The 24,335-nt window shown below is 60.1% G+C and carries 19 protein-coding genes and 1 tRNA gene; 16 read left to right on the top strand and 4 right to left on the bottom strand.

Translation table 11 applies throughout. The features are described from left to right. The first annotated feature begins 104 nt into the window (after positions 1-104). The gene (locus Q5H33_RS00830) at positions 105-1,130 is read left to right on the top strand and encodes a cation diffusion facilitator family transporter (RefSeq protein WP_302422546.1); all 1,026 of its coding nucleotides are present in this window, start codon (positions 105-107) and stop codon (positions 1,128-1,130) included. Positions 1,131-1,230: 100 nt separating this feature from the next. Here Q5H33_RS00830 and Q5H33_RS00835 read toward each other — a convergent pair whose 3' ends face one another. Together Q5H33_RS00835 and Q5H33_RS00840 are read right to left on the bottom strand one after the other, a co-directional pair. Continuing rightward, the gene (locus Q5H33_RS00835) at positions 1,231-2,832 is read right to left on the bottom strand and encodes an ABC-F family ATP-binding cassette domain-containing protein (RefSeq protein WP_011743216.1); all 1,602 of its coding nucleotides are present in this window, start codon (positions 2,830-2,832) and stop codon (positions 1,231-1,233) included. 82 nt (positions 2,833-2,914) lie between these two features. After that, positions 2,915-3,643 carry an AAA family ATPase gene (locus Q5H33_RS00840; protein WP_302422547.1) on the bottom strand — a complete coding sequence of 243 codons (729 nt, stop codon included), beginning with the start codon at positions 3,641-3,643 and terminating at the stop codon, positions 2,915-2,917. A 231-nt stretch (positions 3,644-3,874) separates the two neighbouring features. Here Q5H33_RS00840 and Q5H33_RS00845 point away from each other — a divergent pair, with 231 nt between their 5' ends. Then, a complete protein-coding gene (locus Q5H33_RS00845) occupies positions 3,875-4,480 on the top strand; it encodes an isochorismatase family protein (RefSeq protein WP_026646017.1) in 606 nt (201 codons plus the stop codon). A 286-nt stretch (positions 4,481-4,766) separates the two neighbouring features. On the opposite strand, the gene Q5H33_RS00850 is transcribed toward Q5H33_RS00845, so the two are convergent. After that, entirely contained in the window at positions 4,767-5,255 is a 489-nt protein-coding gene (locus Q5H33_RS00850; RefSeq protein ID WP_117565327.1) for a hypothetical protein, read from the bottom strand. A 259-nt stretch (positions 5,256-5,514) separates the two neighbouring features. On the opposite strand from Q5H33_RS00850, the gene Q5H33_RS00855 reads away from it, so the two are divergent. The 3 genes from Q5H33_RS00855 to Q5H33_RS00865 all read left to right on the top strand — a co-directional run bounded on the left by Q5H33_RS00855 (position 5,515) and on the right by Q5H33_RS00865 (position 7,353). After that, positions 5,515-5,769 (top strand): hypothetical protein, encoded by a 255-nt coding sequence (locus Q5H33_RS00855; RefSeq protein ID WP_033499485.1) that lies wholly within the window; start codon positions 5,515-5,517, stop codon positions 5,767-5,769. A 385-nt stretch (positions 5,770-6,154) separates the two neighbouring features. Next, the gene (locus tag Q5H33_RS00860; RefSeq protein WP_080863200.1) at positions 6,155-7,165 is read left to right on the top strand and encodes a VanZ family protein; all 1,011 of its coding nucleotides are present in this window, start codon (positions 6,155-6,157) and stop codon (positions 7,163-7,165) included. A 115-nt stretch (positions 7,166-7,280) separates the two neighbouring features. Beyond that, positions 7,281-7,353 (top strand) — tRNA-Gly (locus Q5H33_RS00865). A 101-nt stretch (positions 7,354-7,454) separates the two neighbouring features. On the opposite strand, the gene Q5H33_RS00870 is transcribed toward Q5H33_RS00865, so the two are convergent. Further along, positions 7,455-7,823 carry a cupin domain-containing protein gene (locus Q5H33_RS00870; protein ID WP_003809174.1) on the bottom strand — a complete coding sequence of 123 codons (369 nt, stop codon included), beginning with the start codon at positions 7,821-7,823 and terminating at the stop codon, positions 7,455-7,457. 205 nt (positions 7,824-8,028) lie between these two features. Here Q5H33_RS00870 and Q5H33_RS00875 point away from each other — a divergent pair, with 205 nt between their 5' ends. The 11 genes from Q5H33_RS00875 to whiA all read left to right on the top strand — a co-directional run bounded on the left by Q5H33_RS00875 (position 8,029) and on the right by whiA (position 24,318). Then, positions 8,029-8,154 (top strand): hypothetical protein, encoded by a 126-nt coding sequence (locus Q5H33_RS00875; RefSeq protein ID WP_256134382.1) that lies wholly within the window; start codon positions 8,029-8,031, stop codon positions 8,152-8,154. Positions 8,155-8,320: 166 nt separating this feature from the next. Beyond that, on the top strand, positions 8,321-8,716 hold the full coding sequence (locus Q5H33_RS00880; protein ID WP_003834828.1) for a GtrA family protein: 396 nt from the start codon (positions 8,321-8,323) through the stop codon (positions 8,714-8,716). Between the two features lie 128 nt (positions 8,717-8,844). Then, entirely contained in the window at positions 8,845-10,341 is a 1,497-nt protein-coding gene (locus tag Q5H33_RS00885; RefSeq protein ID WP_055054463.1) for a DUF3375 domain-containing protein, read from the top strand. A gap of 71 nt (positions 10,342-10,412) precedes the next feature. Further along, positions 10,413-11,183, top strand: coding sequence for a DUF4194 domain-containing protein (locus Q5H33_RS00890; protein WP_229089121.1), 771 nt, complete (start codon positions 10,413-10,415; stop codon positions 11,181-11,183). After that, positions 11,183-14,641 carry an ATP-binding protein gene (locus Q5H33_RS00895; protein ID WP_117801149.1) on the top strand — a complete coding sequence of 1,153 codons (3,459 nt, stop codon included), beginning with the start codon at positions 11,183-11,185 and terminating at the stop codon, positions 14,639-14,641. The genes Q5H33_RS00890 and Q5H33_RS00895 overlap by 1 nt, the downstream gene beginning before the upstream one ends. Position 14,642: 1 nt before the next feature. Next, a complete protein-coding gene (locus tag Q5H33_RS00900; RefSeq protein ID WP_021913447.1) occupies positions 14,643-15,875 on the top strand; it encodes a DUF3322 and DUF2220 domain-containing protein in 1,233 nt (410 codons plus the stop codon). A gap of 75 nt (positions 15,876-15,950) precedes the next feature. Further along, a complete protein-coding gene (uvrA, locus tag Q5H33_RS00905) occupies positions 15,951-18,938 on the top strand; it encodes an excinuclease ABC subunit UvrA (protein ID WP_021913446.1) in 2,988 nt (995 codons plus the stop codon). Further along, positions 18,935-21,277, top strand: a complete 2,343-nt coding sequence (gene uvrC / locus Q5H33_RS00910) for an excinuclease ABC subunit UvrC (RefSeq protein ID WP_156567839.1) — start codon at positions 18,935-18,937, stop codon at positions 21,275-21,277. The genes uvrA and uvrC overlap by 4 nt, the downstream gene beginning before the upstream one ends. A 65-nt stretch (positions 21,278-21,342) precedes the next feature. Continuing rightward, positions 21,343-22,281, top strand: coding sequence for a shikimate dehydrogenase (locus Q5H33_RS00915; protein WP_021913444.1), 939 nt, complete (start codon positions 21,343-21,345; stop codon positions 22,279-22,281). Continuing rightward, on the top strand, positions 22,281-23,213 hold the full coding sequence (gene rapZ / locus Q5H33_RS00920) for an RNase adapter RapZ (protein ID WP_156567838.1): 933 nt from the start codon (positions 22,281-22,283) through the stop codon (positions 23,211-23,213). Before Q5H33_RS00915 ends, rapZ begins: the two co-directional genes overlap by 1 nt. Positions 23,214-23,367: 154 nt before the next feature. Further along, positions 23,368-24,318, top strand: a complete 951-nt coding sequence (whiA, locus tag Q5H33_RS00925; RefSeq protein ID WP_003809200.1) for a DNA-binding protein WhiA — start codon at positions 23,368-23,370, stop codon at positions 24,316-24,318. Positions 24,319-24,335 lie beyond the last annotated feature (17 nt).

Here is a 24,335-nt window from a genome sequence, read left to right on the forward strand (position 1 = left end):
AAGGTTACACGCACGTCTCGAAACACGGGCGCACACGGCTTCTCGGCCAGTATTCGTGCTTGAATGGATGATGTTATCCGTTACACATTCGAGAATGGAAGGCAATGAGCGAATCGCGCGATCCCGCAGGCGACAGTACGACCACGAACAACATGGGGGAGGTGCGGGAAGCCGAACATCAGGGCGCAGCCGTCAAGGCGGCGTTGGGTGCGAACATCGGCGTCGCCATCGCGAAACTGTGCGCGGCGTTCTTCACCGGATCGTCCGCCATGCTTTCCGAGTCGGTACATTCCATCGCCGACTGCTCCAACGAAATCGTATTGATGGTGGGTGGACGTTTCTCCAAGCGCAAGACGGACGGCGACCATCCGTTCGGCCTGTATCGCGCCAAATATCTTGCTTCGTTCGTCGTGGCCACGCTGCTGTTCTTTGTCGGTGGATTCTTCTCGACGTCCGAGGCCGTGAAGAAGCTTGTCGCGATCAGCGCCGATCCGGCATTGTGTGACGTGAACAGGATGGAACTGCTTGTCGCGTTCATCGTGGTCGTCATCAGCGCATGCCTGGAAGGATTCGGCCTGCACCAGAGCATCAAGGAAGCCAACGAGCGTATGGAACGCACGAACACGAAGCATATGGGCGTGTTCCGTTTCTGGAGACGCACCAAGTCCGCCGAACTGGCTTCGGTGATCATGGAGGACACGCTCGCCCTGATCGGCCTGGCGTTCGCAGGCCTCGGCATCGGTCTTGCTATCGCGCTCGACGACGAGGTGTTCGACGCGTTGGGCGGTCTTATGGTCGGCCTGGTCCTGATCGTCGGCTCGCTTCTACTGGCGTTCAAATCCGGTTCGCTGCTCATCGGCGAGGCCGTGGATTCCGATACGCGCGGGAAGATCGTCGAGGCGGTTACCACCACGCCGGGCGTCGAACGATTGCTGAACATGCAGACCGTGCACATGTCGGAGGACGACATCCTCCTGTGCGTCAAAGTGCAGACCAGCAAGCTCGACCGCGACTATGACGTGGAAACCGTCGACAAGATCGAGAAGGCCGTGCGCACCGCGTTGCCCTGGTACAATTTCGAGATCTACGTCGAGCCGGACATCTACAGCGCCAAACACGTGCACGCGTAACCGGTTCCCGCGTAACAGGAACCGTTCAATATGGGAAAGCCCGGACGATCTGATTCGTCCGGGCTTTCCCATATGCGTGCCGGAAATGGTGGAAGTGGGATTATTCCTCGGCCACCAGATCCAGGTAGGAGTCGTTCCACAGGTCCTCGTCGCCGTCGGGCATGAGCAGCACGCGTTCCGGATTCAACGCCTCGACCGCGCCCTCGTCGTGGGTGACCAGCACAATCGCGCCCTCGTATTTGGCGATGGCCTTCAAAATCTCGTCGCGGGACGCCGGATCCAGATTGTTGGTCGGTTCATCAAGCAGTAGCACGTTCGCGCGGCTCGTCACCAGCGTGGCCAACGCCAGACGGGTCTTCTCGCCGCCGGAAAGCACTCGTGCCGGTTTCAGCGCGTCATCGCCGGAGAACAGGAACGACCCAAGGATGGAACGTGCCTGTGTGTCGTCAAGTTCCGGTGCCACGTGAATCAGATTCTGCAACACGGTGGCGTCAAGGTCCAATGTGTCGTGTTCCTGTGCGAAATAGCCGATTTTGCAGCCATGTCCATATTCCACGGATCCGGTGTCGGGATCCTCCAGATGGGCGAGCAGACGCAGCGTGGTGGTCTTGCCCGCGCCGTTATAGCCCAGAATCACCACACGTGAACCTTTGTCGATCGCCAGATTCACGCCTGCGAACACGATGTTCGAACCATACGCTTTGGAGATGTCCTTCGCCATGATCGGCGTACGTCCGCAAGGTGCCGGCTCGGGGAAGCGGATGTCCGCCACCTTCTCCTTCTTCTGTGCTTCGGACGTGTTCTCCAGCAGTTTCTCCGCGCGGCGCATCATGTTCTGCGCGGCCACGGCCTTGGTGGCTTTCGCGTGCAGGCGGATGCCCTGCTGCATCAGACGTTCGGCCTTCTTCTCTGCGACTTCACGTTCGCGGCGGCGACGTTCCTCGTCGACCACGCGTTGGTGCAGGTAGGCCTTCCAGCCGAGCGAGTACATGTCGATCTGGCCGAGCTGTGCGTCCAGATGCCACACCTTGTTCACCACTTCGTCAAGCAGTTCGGTGGAGTGGGAGATGACCAGGAAACCGCCCTCGTATTTTTTCAGATAGCCGCGCAGCCATTCGATGGAATCCGCGTCCAAATGGTTGGTCGGCTCGTCAAGGATCAGCGTATCCGCATCGGAGAACAGGATGCGCGCCAGTTCGATACGGCGGCGTTGACCGCCGGAAAGCGTACCCAACTGCTGGCCCATCACGTCCTGCGGCAGGCCGAGACTGGCCGCCATCGCGGTCGCTTCGGACTGTGCGGCATAGCCTCCGGCCTTTTCGAAATCCTGCATGGCCTTGTCGTAGCGGTTCATCGCCTTGGTCATGACATCCGGATCCGGATCGGTCATGTCCTTTTCGGCCTTGCGTATGCGTTTGATGATCGAAGCGATGTCGCGCGCGCTCATCATGCGGTCCAGTGCGGTCTGCTCCGGGTCTGCGGCATGCGTGTCCTGTGGCAGATAGCCGAGTTTGCCGGAGACACGTACCTTGCCGGCGGTCGGCAGCATATCGCCGGTGATCACACGGGTCAGCGTGGTCTTGCCGGCGCCGTTGCGGCCGACCAGACCGATCTTGTCTCCCTTGGCAACGTGGAAGTTGGTGGGATGCAGCAACGTGCGCGCGCCGATCTGAATCTCAAGTCCCTGCGCCTCAATCGCCATGCCGTGATACCTCTAGTCTTTCGTGTTCCTTCAAACGCCAATCGAACATCATAGCGAACACCCGCAACCGTTTCACCTCATCTCACGTTTCATTTCCAAGCAGATGCCGGAGCAGTGATTCGCGGTGGTTGATGAAGACCCTGGTGATTTGATAGCTGTCCGTATCCTCATAATCGCAGGGATGGACGCCGTTTTCGTCGAATGACAGGATTTCCGCATCCGGCAGACCGAGCAGAATCGGCGAATGGGTCGCGACGATGAATTGCGATCCGTCGTTTGCCATTCGGTACATGTGCTCCAGCAGAGTCAATTGCCGCTGTATCGAGAGCGCGGATTCGGGTTCGTCCATAAGATAGAGACCCTTTCCCGTGTGGGACAGGAGTATCTCCAGGAATCCTTCGCCATGCGACATCTCGTGCAAACGGGACATGTCGCCATATCCGCGACTGTATTCACGAGCCTGTGTCGCCAGCGTGAAAAAACTTTCCGCGCGCAGGAAGAAGCTTGATGGGCCGATCGCATACTGCCGGTATATCGTCATCGCCTTGGCGAGATCCGACGTGTCATCGTATGTGCTGAAACGGTAGTTGCGCGTGCCGCCTTCCGCGTTGAAGCCGCAGGCGACGGCGATGCCTTCCAGCAAGGTTGATTTGCCGCTACCGTTCTCGCCTACCAGAAAGGTGACATTCTTGTGGAATTCAAGTTCGTCAATTGAACGCAATGAGGGAATTCGACTGACGTATGAATCAGTCAGCATATTCCAATCGATGCGCAGCCCCGACACAATCAGATCATCCATGCTTTTTAACAAAACCACACTTCCATATTCGGCAGAACCGACCTACAGACCGGTGGCATAGCTCGATACGCGCAACGGCTCCACCGGTCTCATATTTTCCTACGTGTCATCGTCTCTTCAGATTATAGGATGGGCCGTGGGGAAAGGCGCATATATCACGACGACGTTGTGGATGAAACGAATTATCCAATCACGTGATCGATTCGCTACAGTGGTTTCGGAACCTTTCAGGAGGGAAGAAGCATGGCAAGGGCTTTGATTGTGGTGGATGTGCAGCCGACGTTCTGCGAAGGAGGTGAACTGGGCGTGCAGGGAGGCAATGCGGTCGCCGAACGTATCGCGGATTATGTGAACGCGCGTCGGAGCGAATACGCATATATCGCGACCACGCAGGATTGGCATATCGAGCCGGGGACCCACTGGTCCGAGCATCCTGATTTTGTGGATACCTGGCCGGTGCACGGCAAGGCCGGAACCGCCAATGCCGAACTGCATCCCGCCATCGCCGCATTGAACATCGAACATCATTTCAAGAAGGGCCAGTATTCCCCCTCATATTCCGGCTTCGAAGGCTTTGAGGACAACACCGACCGCATTCCCACCCGTGAGGAAGTCTCCACCGCCATGGCCGCGGGCAGGACACTCGCCAACGGGTTGAAGACCGCGGGCATCACACGGGTCGATGTGGTCGGACTGGCCGAATCGCATTGCGTCAAGGAGACCGCTCTCGACGCGAAGAAGCTGGGTTTCGAAGTGCATGTCATCGAAAACCTGACCGAACCGGTCAGTGAGGAACTCGGTATCGCAGCCCGTCGGCAGATGAGTGAAGCCGGCATCATCCTTGACTGATTGGCCGGAGTCGCACGACTGCAGGTCCGCACGGGTATAGCGGCATCAATCCGTGCAAAGCACATACGCTCGCGAACGCAACGGATGGAAAATCGGCCAGTCATGACGAGTGGTTCCTCGACCAAGTAGTCAGATAAGCCAAGCGATGCCTATGCCATCGAAAGCTGGTTTGCGTTCCGCGTGATCAGGACGCGTAGGCCCGCTTTTTATCAATGCTGTACTAAAGCCAATCGTCATCGTATGGTTTCGACATCATGGCATGGTGCACGGTATTCCGTTGAACTTTTTAATATCCCTCGTCGATGAAGATCCATCCGTGTTCCGCCCGCGCGGAACCGGGATTCCACACGTACCAGCTTCCCCAGCCATCTTGGGACGAGTTCTGCGAGCCGGCATGGCAAGAGATGTCATTGGAGAGGTAAATCACATTGTCCATCCCGTATTCGTCAATGGCCGCGGAAATCGAAGAACTGCCACCGGAAGCCGTGACGTCGTGTTCGGCTGCAAGCAGCGCGGCCGAACGCTTTGCGTCATATCGGACGGCATCCACGCGGCAACCGTTCCAGGATTTCAGCCTGGCAAGGTCCGCCTTTACCACGTCATCGATCTGGGACTTGTCGAACTTGCCTGTCGCGTTGATGCTGATCCGAGCATGACTGACATCGGCAGGCCGGAGTGGCAGGTAGACGAACCGGTACGCGCCGACAGCGCATGCCACGGCGGCGACGCATACCGATACGACGGTGATGGGTTTCTTGCTTTTCGTGGTCCGCATGATCCTCCCGCATAACAGCTTTCCCTAAAGCATACAGCGGAAACGTGATAAGAGGAATGGATACCAAGACCAACAAGAACGCCCTTCAACGGATACTACGATGGAACGCGTCAAACAGGCGGAATGATTCCCCCGCTCCGCAAACGAGATCGGCAAACGACTCATGGTATTTGAATATGGACGGTGACGTTTTGACGCGTATAAAGCGTATAAAGCCGAATCCGACGAATCAGTACTGGAATGCTGCAAGGAGGGTCAGATGATATTGGCCGATGCCATCAATCTCGTTCTCGCCGAATATCCTGGAATGAAGGCGATTGGTGCCGCGGAGAGTGCCGATGCGTGGATCATCGGACTCGATTTCGCGTCTTCAACAGATGACCATCCGGTGCCGGGCACACCGAGCGTAGCGGTCGAAAAAACATCAGGCGTTCTGCATGACCTTATTCCGGGGACGGAAGATTTCTGGCATTACATGACCGGTGCCAAAAAGGTGACTATTCCTCGGATTTAAAATCCGCCTTAGTCTTCCCATAAGAGCTCCCGCCTTTCACGCCTTCCGCGTGGAAGGCGGGAGCTTCCGTTATTCGCTGAGCAGTTTCGGCGTGAACGCCATGAACAGGATTCCCGCGGTGACGGCGAAGACGATGTCCGAAATCGGTTCCGCGCGGATCAGACGCCAAGCAATCCAACGGAAAAAGCAAGAGGAAAAAGACACGAAGAAACACGCCGGGCCATCTCATACCAGAGGATGAGTCACCCCAACATTTACGCCAAGGAATGAATACGACGGACGATGCCACGGACACGACCAGCCGTACTACCGTTGAACCAACAACGGAAACGAAACCCACGCACACACCACGCGCATCCCACACGCCCAGCAAAGGAAACCGGCCATGTCATACGTCCTCTACTTCAGCAAGCCATTCGCGCTCGCCATCGCAATCTGGCCATTCCTCTCACTCCTACTCACCCTGCCCGTGCTCGCACTGCTCTACCACCGCGACAACCGGCTACGCTTCACCTCCGCACTAACCGCATATCTCGTGGTGCTCTACCTCATCGCGCTCGCATGCTTCACCATGTACCCAATGCCAGAAAACCCGGCCACCTACTGCGCCGCCCACCATCTCAGGCCACAACTCAACCCATTCGAATTCATCCACGACATCCGAACCGACGGCATCACAGGCGTCATGCAACTGGCCATGAACGTCGTGTTCTTCCTACCGCTCGGCTACTTCATGAAACGCGTCTTCCGCTGGAAATTCGCCACGGCGTTGTCGGCCATGTTCCTCACCTCGCTGCTCATCGAAACCACCCAGCTGACCGGCATCTGGGGCATCTATCCATGCGCCTACCGCCTATTCGACGTCGACGACCTCATCACCAACACCCTCGGCGGCATACTCGGCTACGCCATGGGAAGCATTGTCGCCCACTTCCTACCCCAACAGCGCATCGACGAAGACGCCATCACCACCGAGCCAGGCTTCGTGCGCCGCTGCGTGGCGCTCGCGATCGACCTGTTCCTTGTCGAAACGGCGTCGCTGTCCGTCACGGCGCTTATCTATCTGGTTGGCGTGCTGTTCGATGTGAACCGCGCGAACAACGTCAATGCGGCCGTCTCCGCCGTGGCCACCATCGTCATGTTCGTCCTGTTCGAAGGGATCATTCCGTGGAGGCGCGCCGGCCGCACGTTGGGCGGCGGTTTCACGCGCATGACGGTGGAGACCAGGGAGCGTTCCGGCATGCGCAGGATCGTGTTCTATACGTTACGCGCGTTGGTGTTGTATTGCGCGGTCTACGGATTGTGGACGGACCGTGGCTTCTACGCGCTGCTGCTCGGCATCGCGCTTATCGTGTTCTGGCGCGTTAAAAAGCGCATGCCGTACGACTATGTCTGACCGTCGTGCGGAGCTGCCGCGAGTCCGGCGCCGCAAAAACGCGACACGCCGGGCTTGCGCGATGGCGGACGCTCCTGTATATTTTCAACTCGTTGCCCACCAAGGTGGAAAGCATGCGGACATAGCTTAGTTGGTAAAGCGCAACCTTGCCAAGGTTGAGACCGCGGGTCCGAGTCCCGTTGTCCGCTCCGCAAAACGAAAGCTCCCGGGAGGGAGCTTTTCTTGTATTTCCGGCAGTCGCCGGCACCGGCGAATCCAATGGAATCCGATGCCGGCGGTCTTGTTTTTTTCAGTCGCCGATGTTGTCGCGTGCCGGCGTGACCATCGTCAGCATCATGACGGACGGCTCCTCGGCGTATATCGCGTGCGGGATGCGGGTGGGAAAGTAGGCCAGGCCTCCCGGAACAAGCTCCACGGTCCTGCCGTTGCCCGTCACCTTAAGCCGTCCCTTCAGCGTCTGCACGAACACCGGCATCGCGGCCGTATGCTCGCTGAGCTCCTCGCCCGTGTCGAAGGAGAACAGCACCACGTTGCCTCCGGCCTTCTGCATGACGGTGCGGGACACGGTGGACCCCTCCTGAACGGAAATCATGTCCCCGAGGTCCTCGATGTATCCCAGTTCGATCGGTTCGGCCTCATTGCGTTCGTCGCTCATCATCGTCCTCCTTTGGTTGGTGGCAGGGATGCCTCCATCGTATCGTCTTCACGCCGGAGACACGGCATGTACTCGTGGAGGAAAAACGTTTGACCACGATGTGAACACGCTCTTGCATCGAACGCGTTTATGGTCCAGACTTTTGCCTGTTCCATGAAAGTCGGCAATGTCGCCGGGGGCAAGTGGGACGAACGGAGGTATTAAGGAAATGAACGAGAACATCGACATCGACACCACTTTCGTGCCGGACGATTCCGCCAGCCATTCCTGGACGGAGCGCGACAGCGAGCTTGTGGAGGAGTATGCGGCCCAGCTCATGGCGATGAGCATCTGAGCGGACACGATCCGAAAACGTGGGGGACGCCTCTTCCGGAAACTCCGGAAGGGGCGTCCTTCCGTTTTTTCATTCCGCCGGGCCGAAACGCCTCCGGCGCGTCCGTAGCCACATGTGTGACTATGCTTTCCAGCCGTAGCGTTTGAGACGACCGGGAGGAGACCGCATGCCGACGGACGGAAAACCGAAAAACGGCATCGTCAGACAATTGTTCAGCTATGGCGGCGTTTCGGCCATGCAGACCTTCGTGGAATTCGGCGTGTTCGCCGTGCTTCAGCTGGCCGGCCTGCCGTTCCGTCTGGCGAATGCCGTGGCCGTCTTCTGCTCCGGCTCATTCAACTACGTCATGAACCGCAACGTCACATTCAAATCCTCGTCGAACTACGCGCGTTCGATAGCCATGTTCGTGGCCATGTACTGCTGGAACCTGCTGTTCTCCAACCTGATGATGGCCTGGATCCCCGGACTGCTCGGCTGGCCCACCATGGCGGTCAAGATCGTCACCATGGGCATGCAGGCGGTCTGGGGCTTCCTGCTGTGCCGCTACGTCATCTTCAAATGACGTTCGCGCCGGACGGTTTTCCCGCCGCGATCACGGGAAAACGGACATGCTATCTTACAATGGATGCGCATCGGGAAACTTGTGGCTAAGGGAAGGACGGGACGCCGTTGGCGGATGTAAGACGGGAAATGGAACGGCTCCGGCCCGTGTATGAGACCGGGGTGCTGCGATTGCTGCTGCGCGGCAATTCCATGCTGTACGTCGCGCTGCTGCGCTCCACGTTCGACCCGCTCACCGGCGAGCTGCCACGCGAGATCGTCGAGGAACGGTTCTCCCGCAGTCTGACCCGACTTGCGGAAACGGGCGATTACACGCCCAAGGAAGGGCAGACGTCCGCGGAAGCCGCGCACACGATCCTGCAGCAGCTGACGAAGGAAGGCGAGGGCGACTACGCTTGGCTCGCCAATTCGCTCGACGTCGCATCGCACCGCTACCTGTACCGTCTCACGGCGCGCGCCCACCGTGCGATCGAGGCGCTCGACCGGCTCGAGGACACCACGAAAGCGCTGTCCGGCGCGCAGGCCAACAGCATCATCATGGAGATCGAGCATGCGCGCATGCAGCTGACCGCCGACCCCCGCGAACGCATCCGCCTGCTCGAACGCGACATCGAGGAGCGGCAAAAGCAGATCGACGAATTGAAGCACAGCGACACGTTGGACAAGCTCACCTCGCAGCAGGTCGGCGACATCATCGGCGTCATCCACAACACGCTGCGCGGCGTGCCGATCGACCTGCGCGAACTGGCGCTCGAGGAACGCGACAACGGCGACAATCTGCGCCGAAGCATGCAGTCGGGCTCCATCAGCGTGGAGCAGGCGCTCGGCACCTACCATGACGAATACCACAGGTCGTTCCACGAATCCGACAGCGGCCGGCGTTTCGAGGACGCGTTCCAGGTGATCGTCACTGACGAGGGACGCCGCGAAATCGACGAGGCGGTGCGAGACATCGCCCAGAACCCGTATCTCGAGGGCGAGCCCGGCATCCTGCTCGCCCAGGTACGCGCCGAACTCAAACGCATCTACGAGGGCATCGAGGACGTGCGCCGGCAGATCCGCATATCCGACGAGGCGGTGAGCCGTCTGGTGCGCCAGCAGACCGACACGCATTACCGCACCATGCTCGACAAGCTCCACAGACTGTTCGTGCGGGCCAGCGACGACGCGAAGACGCACCCCGGCTCGGACGAACGCCCATACCGTACGGACACCGGCACGGCGCAATTCCAGGCATTGCCGTCCAGGCCCGCGAAATCGATGGCGCGCGCGGCCACGGCCGGATTGGACGACGCGCCTTCGACGAACGTCGACGCGCCGGACCTGAAGGCCATGGTCGAGATGTGCGGCCCGCGGCTGACGCACATGATCGGACTCATCAGGCGCGATCCGGTCAAAACGGCGGACGGCAGGTTCGTGGATTTCGCGGCGAGCTTCAACCGGCTGCCCCGGGAGGAACGGCGCGAAAGCGAGCTGATCGGCTTCCTAAGCGCCCTACGCACGCAGGACGGACCGGCAACCGTGGCATGGCATTGCGTATCCATCGACGGAGGCGAGCGCGTGTGGCGCACCAGGCCGATCCTCACCACCGAGGCGGCGCTTGACGAGATCATCGAGGAGGGATGAGCATGACGGACAACACCGACGGATTCGACACTGGCATCGGCATCGAAGAGGAGACAGGCCCGGAATCCGGCATGCCGTCCGAAGGGCCGGATATGACGAGGGACAGGCCGGCATTGTTCGACGGGGATACGGGAGACATGCCTCTTGAGGCGCGTATGGCCGCGATCGCGCTGAAACGCGAACGCTACATCGGCGGCAGCCTGTACGACAGGGCGTGCCAGTACCGTGAGGCCGTGGAACGGTCGTTGAACAACGACATGCTCAGACTGGTCGACAACACGAAATACCGGATCATGTACGCGTCGCCGGTCACGGACGCGGAGACGAACATCCGCTCGTTGAAGACGCGTGTGAGCCTCACCCGCGAGGAGGCCGCCACGCTCGCGGCCCTGCGCATCAAGGTGCTGGAGTACGAGAACCAGAAGACGAAGCCGGGCGACTGGCTCATCAGCTTCGACGACATCCGCGCGCTGCTCGCCACGGGAGCGGGCTTCCTCACGGCCAGCAACGACGAGGAGGGCACGGCGAAGAAGATCACGTCCGTCATCTCGCGCATGCGCACCTACGGGTATCTCGCGGAAACGGGGGACGAGAACATGTACGTGCTCACGCCATTGGTGCCGATGGTGCTCGACCAGAAGCTCGCCGACCGGTGGCTCGGCTCCGATGATACGGACGGCGATGGTATGAAAGACGCGGATGGCGATGGTTATGACGATTCGTCCATCGGCGCGGATGGTGGCGATACTTCCGATTCGACCGGGACGGTTTCGTCCGGCGTCGAGCAGGACGCGTTCGATTTCGATTCGGCCGATGACGCTTTTGATGGAGGGGAACACTGATGGAAGACGGCATGAAAATCGTTTCCGACCGTTGGATGCTGCAAAGCCGGCAGATCGTCAACTGGGGCTCCTACGGCGGCTACCACGTGTTCCGCCCGTCCATGGACGATGCGATGCCGGTGACCCTGCTCGCCGGCGCGAGCGAATCGGGCAAATCCACGCTCGTCGACGCGCAGATCTCGCTGCTCTACCCATCCGGCACCCCCTACAATAAGGCGTCGAATTCGGGACGTTCGGAACGCAACGACTACACGTACCTGCGCGGCATGATCGGCATCAGCGACGGCGAAAACGGTGAGACCCCGATCTTCCTGCGCGGCAGGGACGCGGACGGCACCCCGCAGAACATCTGGGGCGCGATCGTCGACACATACGCGAACCGCAGCGACGGAGGACTGTTGTCCTGCGCAAAATTCCTCTACCTGACCGCAGGCGACGGGCCGGACGGACTGCGCCGCCAATACGTCACCTGGAACCAGACCATCGACCCGCGCCTCATGGACCGGCACCGCGACACGTCATTCACGCGAGGACTGATGGAACAGACCTACCCAGGATGCACGACGCACGTCAACGCGCAGGCGTTCCACGCCTCCATCTGGCAGGACATGGGCCTAAGCGCCGAAGCATGCAGGCTCCTGCACAAGATCCAATCCGCCGACGCGCCCTCCAAACTCGACGACATCTTCAAACAGGGCGTGCTCGACGTGCCCGAATCCATCCGGCTCGCCCGCGAAACCGTCGACGACTACAACCGGTTCAGTGAGAACTTCCACAGCATGGAAGACAAAATGGAACGCGTCGCCATCCTGCAGGACATACAAGCCCGCTACGGCGAATACGCCAAACAAGCCAGCGAACGCCGCGAATACACGCCCATCGACCCCGACCGCGAGCAAGGCGAGACGACGCTCGCCGCATGGACATGGTCGCGCATGGCCAGCGAAGTACGCGCCGGACTGCCATCGGCGCAACGCAAAGCCAAGGAATCCCAGGACGCCATCGACCGGTCTCAGCAGCGCATCGACGAACTCGACACGCAAATCGAAGCCGTCAAAGAACGCATGAACGGCATCGACGGCGGCAGCCTGCAGCAACTCGGCAAGGACTTCGAACGCGCACGCCAGGACGCCGACGAGGCGCGCAGACAACGGCACGCCATCGCCGAACGGTTCGAACGCGTCGAAGGCAGACTCCCCGCCGACGAGCAGACATGGAACGCCAAACGCGCCGCGCTCGCCTTGTCGCTCGACACGTACGACAAGCGTTTGGAAGACGCGCGATCCGAATACCAGCGGATAGTGGTGGAACGTCACGCCCGGCAGGGCGAACGCGACCTGTTGAGGCAGGATTACCGGCGCAAGATCGAACACAGGACGCGCATCAGCGACGACATGGACCATGCGCGCACGCTCATCGCACGGGCGACGGGCTTGGACGAGACGGAACTGCCGTACGTGGCCGAACTGATGGACGTGGACGAGGGGGACGAGCAATGGCGTCTGGCGATGGACGTCACGTACGCGCCCATCGCGCAGACCATTCTCGTGGACAAGCGGCATGAGCAGGGGTTCGCCGCGAAGGTCAGCGCGATCGATCCGACGCGTATGACGCGGCGTGCCTGGCGTTTCGTCGATACCGACGCGCAATACGATTCGGCCTGCAACGAGGGGTGGATGTCGTCGAAGCTGCGGTACAAGGAGGATTCGCCATTCGTCGGATGGTTGAAGGAGCAGACCGCGTCGCAACGGTTCGACGCGCGTTGCGTGGAGGCGATCGACGACATGGACCGGGCCGAACGGCAGGTGCAGGTCGACGGGCAGATCAAATCCGGCGACCGTGGCTTCCATGGCGTCAAAGGCCTGCGTCAGGTCATCGGCTTCGTGAACGAACGGTATCTGGCCGAATTGGAACGCCAGCTTGACGGGGCGGAACGGGCGTTGGAGGACGCCGACCGCCGCGGCAGGCAGATGGCCAACGCCATGACTCTGCTGCAGGACGAGCATGAGCTCGCATTGACCGTCGCGGATCTGCCATGGGGCAAGATCGACGTGGACGGGCTCGAGACGAAGGCGGAACGGATCCGTCTGCAGATCGAACGGATCGAAAGCGATCCGGAACTGGCACAATTGCAGGACGAGTTGAAACAGCTGCTACGGCAGAAGGACGACGAGGCCAAGAACAGGTACCGTGCCGAAGCGGAATTGGAAAACGCGCAGCATGCCGTCCAGGCCGAACAGGCATGGCTCGACATGCATGGCGACTCCGATTTCGACGATGCCGCATTGCCCGACATGGTGTCGAATCTGCTGGCCGACACGTATGAGACCTGTTTCGACACGTCGCGTCCGCAGGAACGGCCGCAACGCATCGCCGGCGGTTTCGACCGCGAGGGGACGGCGCCGTTCGACATGCGCGTGCTGCGCAGAATCGGCAACACCGTGCGTGCGAGACTCCAGCAGATCGACGAGCGTGCCGTCCAATTGCGCGCCGACACGGAACGCGCCATGGGCGACTATCTGAAGCACCATTCCACGGAGGGCGACACCGTCATGGCGAGCGTGGAGGACTATCCGTATTTCCTTGACGAGCTCAAGAACCTCAACATGCTCGTCACCCGCGCCGCGACCGACGAGGAGTATGCGAACAGCGTCGAAAAGCTGTATATGAGCTTCCAACAGCTCAACCGCGCGTTCAACACCGACGAGGAGAACGTCAGGGAGCAGCTCGACCGCATCAACGGCATGCTCAAAGGCCAACAGTTCGGCCCCCGCGGCGGCAGGCTCTCGCTCCACGTGGACTTCCACCCGATCGACCGGCAGTTCAAATCCTCGTTGGGCCGCATCATGTCGAAGCTCGACGATTGGACACGCAACGCGCGCAGCAATCCCATGGAGACGCGCAAGGCGTTCGCAGGCTGCGAAACGTTCATCGGCAGGCTCCAGGCGGAACTCGGCCAGATCCGCGACACGAACGGCATCAAGGAATACGGTGCGCGCAACCTCGATCCACGCGTGCGCAGCTCGTTCTACGCGATCGTGCACCATAACGATCTGCCCGACGAACGCATCAGCTCCACCGGCGGCAAGTCCGGCGGCGCGTTGCAGGAACTCACCTCGTTCGTCTACGGCGCGGCCCTGATCTACCTGCTCGGCGGCGACCTGACCGGCAAGCCCACCTACACCACGCTGTTCCTGGACGAAGCCCTCATCAAAGCCGACGGACGCTACACGAAACGCGCCCTGACCGTGCTGCCGCGCCTCGGCTTCCAGATCATCGTATCCGCGCCGGAAAGCAAAACCGCCGAGATCCTCAGCATCGCAGACAAAGCGTACGTGGCATACAAGGATCCCGCAACCGGCAACTCGTACCTGCAGGAGCTCGACCGCGAGCCGGCAACGCAAGCCGAAACACAAGACGCCACCGTCGAGCAGACGCAACCCGCGACGGAGGCATAATATGGCAGCGGCCAGAGACACCACAGGCGAAACGGACATCCGCCGGAAACTCGACGAATACGTCGACGCCCACCTCACCAGGCACATGTACGACACCGACGAATCCTGGCCGCTGCGCAAAACCATCCGACTGCCCAAACAAGCCGAACTGGAGCAGCACTACAACCAAATCCGCGCCCAAAACGAAACCATCCGCGACTGGGCGCGGCAACACCACTGCGAAACCAGCGAGAAAACCAAAATCGTCTCCAGCGGACTCATCCAACAAAAAAGCCCGCTCATCGACTCCGTGACCATACCCGACCTCGACACCGCCCTCCGCATCGCCACCAAACAAACCCGCGAACGCTACCTACGCGAACACGACCGCATGAGCGCGCTCGCCAAAGAATTCGGCCTCGAACCGGCGAACGCCATGAACGTCGCCAAAACCCTCAAAGACCACGACGACACCGACTTCCACCTCGTCATCCAAGCCGCCCACTACTTCGCAAACCACGACTGCCACACCATGACCCCACGCATGGCGCCCATCCCAGGATTCAGCGCCAAATGGCTCGGCACACCCAACTCCCAACGCCGCAAAGCGATATGCCAGCTCACCGGACAAGACAACCTCACCTTCCAGGAACGCCCGAACGAACTCCGACTACGCCTCATGGACGCCGAACACCACGACCAACCCGACCTCATCGTCACCCAACCATGGGTCCGCAACCAGCCAACCGACATCGAACACGCCATCATCATCGAAAACAAAGACACCTACCAGGCCATGCCCACCGTCGAACACGCCATCTGCATCCTCGGCAACGGATACGCCGCAACATCACACATCACAACACTCCTGCCATGGCTCACCACCATCCCCAACATCATCTACTGGGGCGACATGGACGCCAACGGACTCGACATCCTCTCCAAACTACGCGCCACCGGCATCCCATGCACATCCATACTGATGGACACCACCGCATACCGGACATACGAACAATACGGCACCCAACTCGACGCCAAAAACAAACCCCTCACCACACAAACCCCACAACCCACACCCGGACTCACCACCGAAGAACGCAAACTCTACGAAACACTCTGCACAGGAACAGACATCCAATACCTACGCATCGAACAGGAACGCATCCCCATACGCGACGCCACAACCATCCTGCACGACCAACACCACTGGCCAATCGACATACCCGGCAACGACATACCAAACAACACCAAATAGAACACCTGTTCGAAACCACAACAAAAATACGCTATCCTATACAACAGAACAGGCAACACCAAGCGGAAGAACACCATGACAACCAAACGCAACAACACGACACACAACGAAGTCGTGGTCGAACGCGTACTCACCAGCGACGCATTCCTCACACGCGAAATCAAAAAAGCCCCCATGAAAACAACAGGCGACTCACTCATAGCAGACCTCACCCACCTACCCAACGACCTCAAAATCACCATCCAAGGCGCTCGCGAGCACAATCTCAAGAACGTGGACTTGGAGTTTCCTCGCAACCGCATGGTGGTGTTCACCGGCCTGTCGGGTTCGGGCAAATCCTCGTTGGCGTTCGATACGCTGTTCGCCGAGGGCCAGCGCAGGTATGTCGAATCGCTGTCGGCGTACGCGCGCCAGTTTCTGGGGCAGATGGACAAGCCGGACGTCGACTTCATCGAGGGGCTGAGCCCCGCGGTTTCGATCGACCAGAAGACCACGAACCGCAATCCGCGTTCGACGGTCGGCACAATCACCGAGATCTATGATTATCTGCGACTGCTGTTCGCCCGCACCGGCATTCCGCATTGTCCGGAATGCGGCGCCCTGGTAAGCGCGCAAACACCGCAGCAGATGGTGGACACGTTGCTGAAGTATCCGGAACGCACGCGTTTCCAGATTCTCGCGCCGGTCGTGCGCGGCCGCAAGGGCGAATTCGAGGATCTGCTCGAACTGCTGCGTGGCGATGGTTACGCACGTGCGCTGATCGACGGTGAGATGCGGCAATTGTCCGATGACATCAAGCTCGCCAAGCAGAAGAAGCACACCATCGAAGTGGTGGTGGATCGTCTGGTGGTCAAGGACGGTATCCGCCAGCGTCTGACCGATTCCATCGAAACGGCGTTGAAGCTTTCCAAAGGCGTGGTCGTCGCCGATTTCGTCGATTTGGACGAGAAGGATCCGGACCGTCGCAAGCCGTTCTCCGAGAAACGCGCCTGCCCGAACGGCCATCAGCTGGAACTCGACGAGATCGAACCGCGCACCTTCTCCTTCAACGCGCCGTATGGCGCCTGCCCTGAATGCACGGGTATCGGATACAAGCTGGAAATCGACCCCGAACTGGTCATTCCCGATCCGGACAAGACGCTGAACGAGAACGCCATCGAACCGTGGGGCATGACCAAAGGCACCGGCGAATACTACCGCCATGTGCTTGAGGGACTCGGCGATGAGATGGGCTTCGACCTGGACACGCCTTGGAAGGATCTGCCCAAGGACGCGCGCGACGCCATCATGTATGGCCGTGATTTCAAGGTGCAGGTCTCGTACCGCAACCGTTGGGGTCGCATGCGCGAGTATTCCACCGGTTTCGAAGGCGTGGTGCGCACGTTGATGCGCCGGCATGACGAGACCGATTCCGACCAGATGAAGCAGTATTACGAGTCGTACATGCGCGAGGTGCCATGCCAGGCGTGCCATGGGCGGCGTCTGCGTCCGGAAGTGCTTGCCGTCACCGTGGGCGACGAGTCCATCGCGGACGTGTGCGACATGTCCGCCGAACGGAGCCTCGCATGGATCAACGGCCTAGAACTCGAAGGCTCGGCCGCGCAGATAGCCGGCGAAGTCGTCAAGGAGATCCGCGCACGACTCGGCTTCCTCAACGATGTCGGCCTGAACTATCTGACGTTGTCGCGTGCGGCGAAGACCCTGTCGGGCGGCGAGGCGCAGCGCATCCGACTGGCCACCCAGATCGGCTCCGGCCTGGTGGGCGTCATGTATGTGCTGGACGAACCATCCATCGGCCTGCATCAGCGTGACAACGAACGGCTGATCGGCACATTGCATCATTTGCGCGACCTCGGCAACACGCTGATCGTCGTCGAACATGACGAGGACACCATCAGAAACGCGGACTGGGTCATCGACATCGGTCCGGGCGCCGGCGAACATGGCGGCGAGGTCGTGTATTCCGGCCCCGCCAGAAAAATCACCGAAGCGCCACGCTCCATCACCGGCGACTACATCGCCGGCCGACGGAAGATCGAAGTGCCCGCCGCACGCCGCAAGACGCATAAGACCAAGCAGCTGCGCGTGGTCGGAGCCCGCGAGAACAACCTCAAGAACCTGAACGTCAATTTCCCGCTGGGCGTGTTCACCTGCGTGACGGGCGTGTCCGGTTCCGGCAAATCCACGCTGGTCAACCAGATCCTTTATCCGGTGCTTGCGGACAAGCTGAACGGCGCGCGCATCGTGCCCGGCAAGCACACGCGCGTGGAAGGCGTGGACCAGTGCGACAAGGTGATCCACGTCGACCAGAATCCGATCGGCCGCACTCCGCGTTCCAATCCCGCCACCTATACGGGAGTATGGGACAAAATCCGCACGCTGTTCGCCAAGACGCCCGAAGCGCAGGTGCGCGGCTATGGTCCCGGACGGTTCTCGTTCAACGTCAAGGGAGGCCGCTGCGAGGCATGCCACGGCGACGGCACATTGAAAATCGAAATGAACTTCCTGCCGGACGTGTACGTGGACTGCGAGGAATGCCACGGCCAGCGCTACAATCGCGAGACTCTCGAAGTGAAGTACAACGGCAAATCGGTCGCCGACGTGCTGAACATGCCCATCGAGGAGGCCGCGCAGTTCTTCAAGGCGTACCCGTCCATCTCGCGTTACCTGGACACCCTGGTGCAGGTCGGTCTCGGCTATATCCGGCTCGGCCAGCCGGCGCCGACGCTGTCCGGCGGCGAATCGCAGCGCGTGAAACTCGCGACGGAACTCCAACGGCGTTCCACCGGCAAAACCGTGTACATCCTCGACGAGCCGACCACCGGCCTGCATTTCGAGGACGTGCGCAAACTGCTGCTCGTATTGCAGGGATTGGTGGACAAGGGCAACGCCGTCATCGTCATCGAGCACAATCTCGACGTGGTCAAATCCGCGGATTGGATCATCGATCTGGGGCCGGAAGGCGGTGACGGCGGCGGCACCATCGTCACCGAAGGCACGCCGGAGCAGGTCGCGCAATGCGAACAGTCGTGGACGGGCAAGTTCCTTAGGGATATGCTGTGACTGATTTCGAACGACACAGTCCGGACGTGTGGCGCAAAACGGCGGATGCGTTACGGGAAACCGCAGTATCGGACGCCGGCACCCAATCCGACGGCAGGGGAGTGAACAAGAACGGCGCGCCCCTGTTGGGGGATACTCGCGACCTGTTCCGTCCGAAAACCTCCGACATTCCCGCGCAGCCGGGCGTATACAAGTGGCGTGACGGCGAGGGGCGCGTCATCTACGTTGGCAAGGCCAAGAACCTGCGCAACCGGCTGACGAACTACTTCCAGCCGCTCTACCAGCTGCATCCACGCACCCAGACCATGGTGTTGACGGCTCGCAGCCTCGAATGGACGGTAGTGGGTACGGAACTGGAGTCGCTCACACTCGAATACACGTGGATCAAGGAGTTCGACCCACGATTCAACGTGGTGTTCCGCGATGACAAGACCTACCCGTATCTGGCCATCTCATCAGGCGAACGCATCCCACGCGTATGGGTGACTCGCAGCCGCAAACGTCGCGATACCAGATATTTCGGCCCGTACGCCAAGGTATGGGATCTTCGGCACAGCCTCGACGCGTTGCTGAAGACGTTTCCCGTGCGCACATGCTCGAAGAGCGTGTTCCACAAGGCGCAGTTGACGGGCCGTCCATGTCTGTTGGCATCGATCGGCAAATGCTCCGCTCCATGCGTGAACCGTATCGGCGCTGACGAGCATCGCAGGATGTGCGAGCAGCTTGTCGGCGTGATGACCGGCCGAATCGGCAAATCGTATATCGCCCAACTGACCCGCGACATGAAGCAGGCGAGCGCCGAACTGGAATTCGAGAAGGCGGCCCGGCTGCGCGATCAGATCCAAATGCTCGGGACCGTGGTCCAGCAGAACGCCGTCGTGTTCGATTCGGATGTCGACGCCGACGTGTTCGGCATCGCGTCCGACGAGCTTGAAGCCAGCGTGCACGCGTTCTTCGTGCGGTCCGGATCAATTCGCGGCGAACGTAACTGGAGTGTGGAGCGAGTCGAAGATGTGAGCGACGCGGAGTTGATCGCCGATCTGATCACTCAGGTATATTCGGAAACCACGGGGGAGAGCGCGGCCGTCTCCGATTCGACCGTCGTGACCGAGCAGCGCAATGCGATCGGTTCGACACAGACCGTGACCGCAACGGATGCTATCGCCCGTGCGCAGGCCACGAAGGAACGCAACGAACGTCAGGAACAGACGGGACGTGCCGACCTGCTGGCTCCAATCGCGCCTGTTCCCCGTGAGGTGATCGTTCCAATCGAACCGTCGCGCAGCGCAGGGCTTGAGCAATGGCTAAGCGGATTGCGTGGAGCGGCCGTCACCATCCGTGTAGCCAGCAGAGGCGACAAGAAACAGCTTATGGACCGTGCCAACGACAATGCCAAGCAGGCGTTGGCACGCAGCAAGATGAGCCGTATCAGCGATATGGGCGCACGTTCCGATGCGATGAACGATGTGGCGAAGGCTCTTGGGCTTGAACAGGCGCCGTTGCGCATTGAATGCTACGACATTTCCAACACAGTCGGCGGCGCATTCCAGGTAGCGTCCATGGTGGTGTTCGAAGACGCGATCGCGAAAAAGTCGGAGTACCGCCGTTTCGCCATCCGAGGTGCGGACGGGCAGGGCGCGTTGGATGATTTGAGCGCATTGTATGAGACGTTGACCCGTCGTTTCCGCCATGGCAACATCGCCGGCGATTCCGGGGAAAGCATGGACAACGAGCGTCGGATGGCCACGCAAAATGATAGGTCGGATGGCACGAATGGTCCTGAAACGGATGCCGTGCAGCAGAACACCAACCGTCGCCATTTCGCCTATAAGCCGAATCTGGTCGTGGTCGATGGCGGCAAACCGCAGGTGATGGCGGCGGCCAAGGCGCTTGCCGACTGCGGCGTGGACGATGTGGCCGTCTGCGGATTGGCGAAGCGTCTTGAGGAGGTTTGGGTGCCGGATGACGACTATCCGATCATCCTCAAGCGACAATCCGAAGGCATGTATCTGCTGCAGCGGGTGCGTGACGAATCGCATCGTTTCGCCATCACCTACCATCGTCAGACCAGACGCAAAGGAGCTTTGCGTTCCGCTTTGGACGACATTCCCGGCATCGGCGAAGCCTATCAGAAACGGCTTCTCAACCATTTCGGCTCCGTACGCGCCATGCGTGAGGCGAGCGTGGAGGATTTCGAACAGGTCAAAGGCATCGGCCATGCCAAGGCCGAGAACATTTACCAGGCATTGCATTCGTCCGTTGACATTGCTTCGAAGGCGGAGGATGCCCTCCGAACAGTGAAATCGGATGGAAACAGTCCGAAAGATGAAAAGAAATAGAATCTGTAACGAGCAATCGCTTCTGCGTTGCTAGCATGATGAATGGTGAGAGTAAGGGAGGGAACATGACCGAGGTGGACCATCGGTGCGCGGTCCTTGGCAAACCCATCGCGCATTCGCTTTCCCCTGTATTGCATAATGCGGCCTATCGAGCTCTAGGACTTGACAGCTGGTCGTATGGCAGGCACGAGGTCGGCGAGACGGAGCTTGAGGATTTTTTGGAGTCGCTTGATTCCAGCTGGGCGGGACTGAGCCTGACCATGCCGTTGAAGAAGACCATCCAGCCATATGGCGTGCCATGCAACGCGTGGGCGAAAGAGCTGAAGGTGGCCAACACCGCCGTCTTCGACTGGTCTGGCGCGAACGATAAGAACGCCGCCATCCCTGCGATCAGGCTCTACAACACGGATGTGAAGGGAATTGAGCTCGCCTTCGAGCACTCGTATCGGGCACGTGGCATGCGGATGGATTCTGGACAAGACGGCGAGGCGGTGATCATCGGCAATGGCAACACCGCCACCTCGGCTTTGGCGGCCTGCACCGAGATGCCCCACATTGGACATGTCACCGTCGTGGCACGCCATCCCGATAAGAACGAGGCGCTTGAACCATTGGCGGAAAGCCATATGGGCGTCGGCTCCATAAGCATCGTCGCCATGGACCATGCGGCGAATCTGCTGTCCCATGCGGACGTCGTCATCAACACCATCCCCGGCCTTGCCGCCGATCCGATCGCCGAGGCGTTTGCCTCAGCCGGCATAGTCACGAACGGCACGCTACTCGACGTGGTCTATGATCCCCGCCCGACCAAGCTCATGCAGGCCTGGAGGTCATGCGGCGGCACCGCCATCGGCGGCGAGGAGATGCTGCTGTACCAAGCCATGATTCAAGTCTGGCTGATGACCGGCATATGGGACAACGATCCGCCGACCGAGCCCACCAGCCATCAGAAAGTCGAAGCATTGGAGCATGCCATGCGCTCCGCGCTTAAGGAGGCCCTGTGATGAACGAAAAGAACAACGCCGTCAACCAACCAGGCAGGCATACGAGCGCGCCTTCTCCGGCCGCAGGCTTCGAAGTGCTGCTCATCACCGGCATGAGCGGCGCGGGCCGGTCCCACGCGGCCAACAGCATCGAGGACATGGGCTGGTATGTGGTCGACAACATGCCGCCGAAACTGCTTGTCCCGCTGGTGGACATGATGACCAGCTCCGGTTCGAACATCCACAAACTCGCCGCGGTCATCGACGTGAGGTCACGTGACTATTTCGACGACCTGTCCGCCGTGCTGAGCCATCTGGACGATCTTGGGGTGAAGACCCGCATCCTGTTCCTCGACGCCAGCAACGAGGTGCTCATCAAGCGCTACGAATCCGTGCGCAGGCCCCATCCGCTGCAGCAGGGCAATCGTCTGATCGACGGCATCCTTGAGGAACGCGACCTGCTGAAGAACCTCAAAGAGCACGCCGACATCGTCATCGACACCTCGGCATTGAGCATCCATCAGCTGTCCACGAAACTGTACGAGGGTCTGCTTGGTTCCGGACCGACCACGGTTTCCGTGCATATCTTCAGTTTCGGATTCAAATACGGCATTCCGATAGACGCCGATTTCGTGGCGGACGTCCGGTTCCTTCCCAACCCGTTCTGGGTGCCGGAGCTTCGTTCGCTGACGGGCAAGGACAAACCGGTCAGCGACTACGTGCTCTCCAGCGAGGGCGCGGAGGAGTTCCTTGACGCCTACGAGAAAGCCATCGCCATCGCCATCGAAGGTTATGCGCAGGAAGACAAGCACTATGTGACCATCGCGTTCGGATGCACCGGCGGCCAGCACCGTTCCGTGGCCATGAGCGAGGCCTTGGCCAAGCGCCTGCGTGCGCGTGGTCTCACGGTCTCCGTATCGGCCCGCGAACTGGACAAGCGTTCGGCCGATTGATGACCGCATTGTGAGAAGACAGTATCCAAATACAAAGAAAAGCTGCCGGCTTTGTCCAAGTTATTCGGTATCACAGTAAGCCGGTAGCAGTGCGGGTCGAGTCCGCGACTCGCCTGAAATTATAGGGAAGAACAGGAAAGTAGGAGGTTGGCTCTTGGCTCTTCTGGATGACGTCAAAAGCGAGCTGGCCGCAATCGACAACGAGTTGCCCATCGCCAAAAAGGCACAGGCGACTGCGATGATTCGATTCGGCAATGGTTTGCACTCGGTGGATCACCACATTCTCGTGCAGGCGCAGCTTGATTCCCAAGACGCGGCCATATGGCTGCAGGACACCATCAGAAATCTGTACGGCCACGAAGCCACGCTTACCCCCGTTTCCAGGCAGACGCCGACCGGCGTGGTGCAGCGCTTCATAGTCCGCGTCCCCAAGGGCAGCGCGGCTCTGGTGCTGCAGACCGGCCTGTACAGCCGTTACACCAAAAACATGGTGCTGGGTCTGCCGGGCGACATCATCAACGGCAAGATCGCCCAGATCAAGGCCGCCTGGCGTGGCGCGTTCCTCGCAGGCGGACACCTGTCCGACCCGGGCAAGGCCAGCTATCTCGAAATCGTATGTCCGAATCATGAGGCCGCGCTGGCGCTGGTCTCCACCGCGCGTCGTCTCGGCATCACCGCCAAGCCGCGTAAGCTGCGCAGCTCCGAACGTGTGACGTTGCGCGACCCCGATGCCATCGAACGCATGCTCATCCTCATGGGCGCCCCTCATTCCGCCCGCGAATGGACCGGAAAGCGTTCCGACGGAGAGGCCCGAGGCAAGGCGAACCGTCTGGCGAACTTCGATGACGCCAACATGCGCCGTAGCGCCAAGGCCGCCGCGGAAGCCTGCGATAAGGTCCGCCAGGCCTTTGAAATCCTCGGCGACGACGTTCCGGACAATCTTAAATCCGCCGGCCAGCTCCGACTCGACCATGCCGACGCGTCCCTTGAGCAGCTGGGCCGTCTCGCCGACCCGCCAATCACCAAGGACGCGATCGCCGGACGTATCCGTCGACTGCTGCAATTGGCTGAGAAAACGGAGAAGGCACGCCGTCAAGCGGCCTGATTTTCGTTTCCGGAAAC

It is taken from the genome of uncultured Bifidobacterium sp. (genome assembly GCF_959020145.1).
In the GTDB taxonomy this organism is placed as follows: Bacteria; Actinomycetota; Actinomycetes; order Actinomycetales; family Bifidobacteriaceae; genus Bifidobacterium.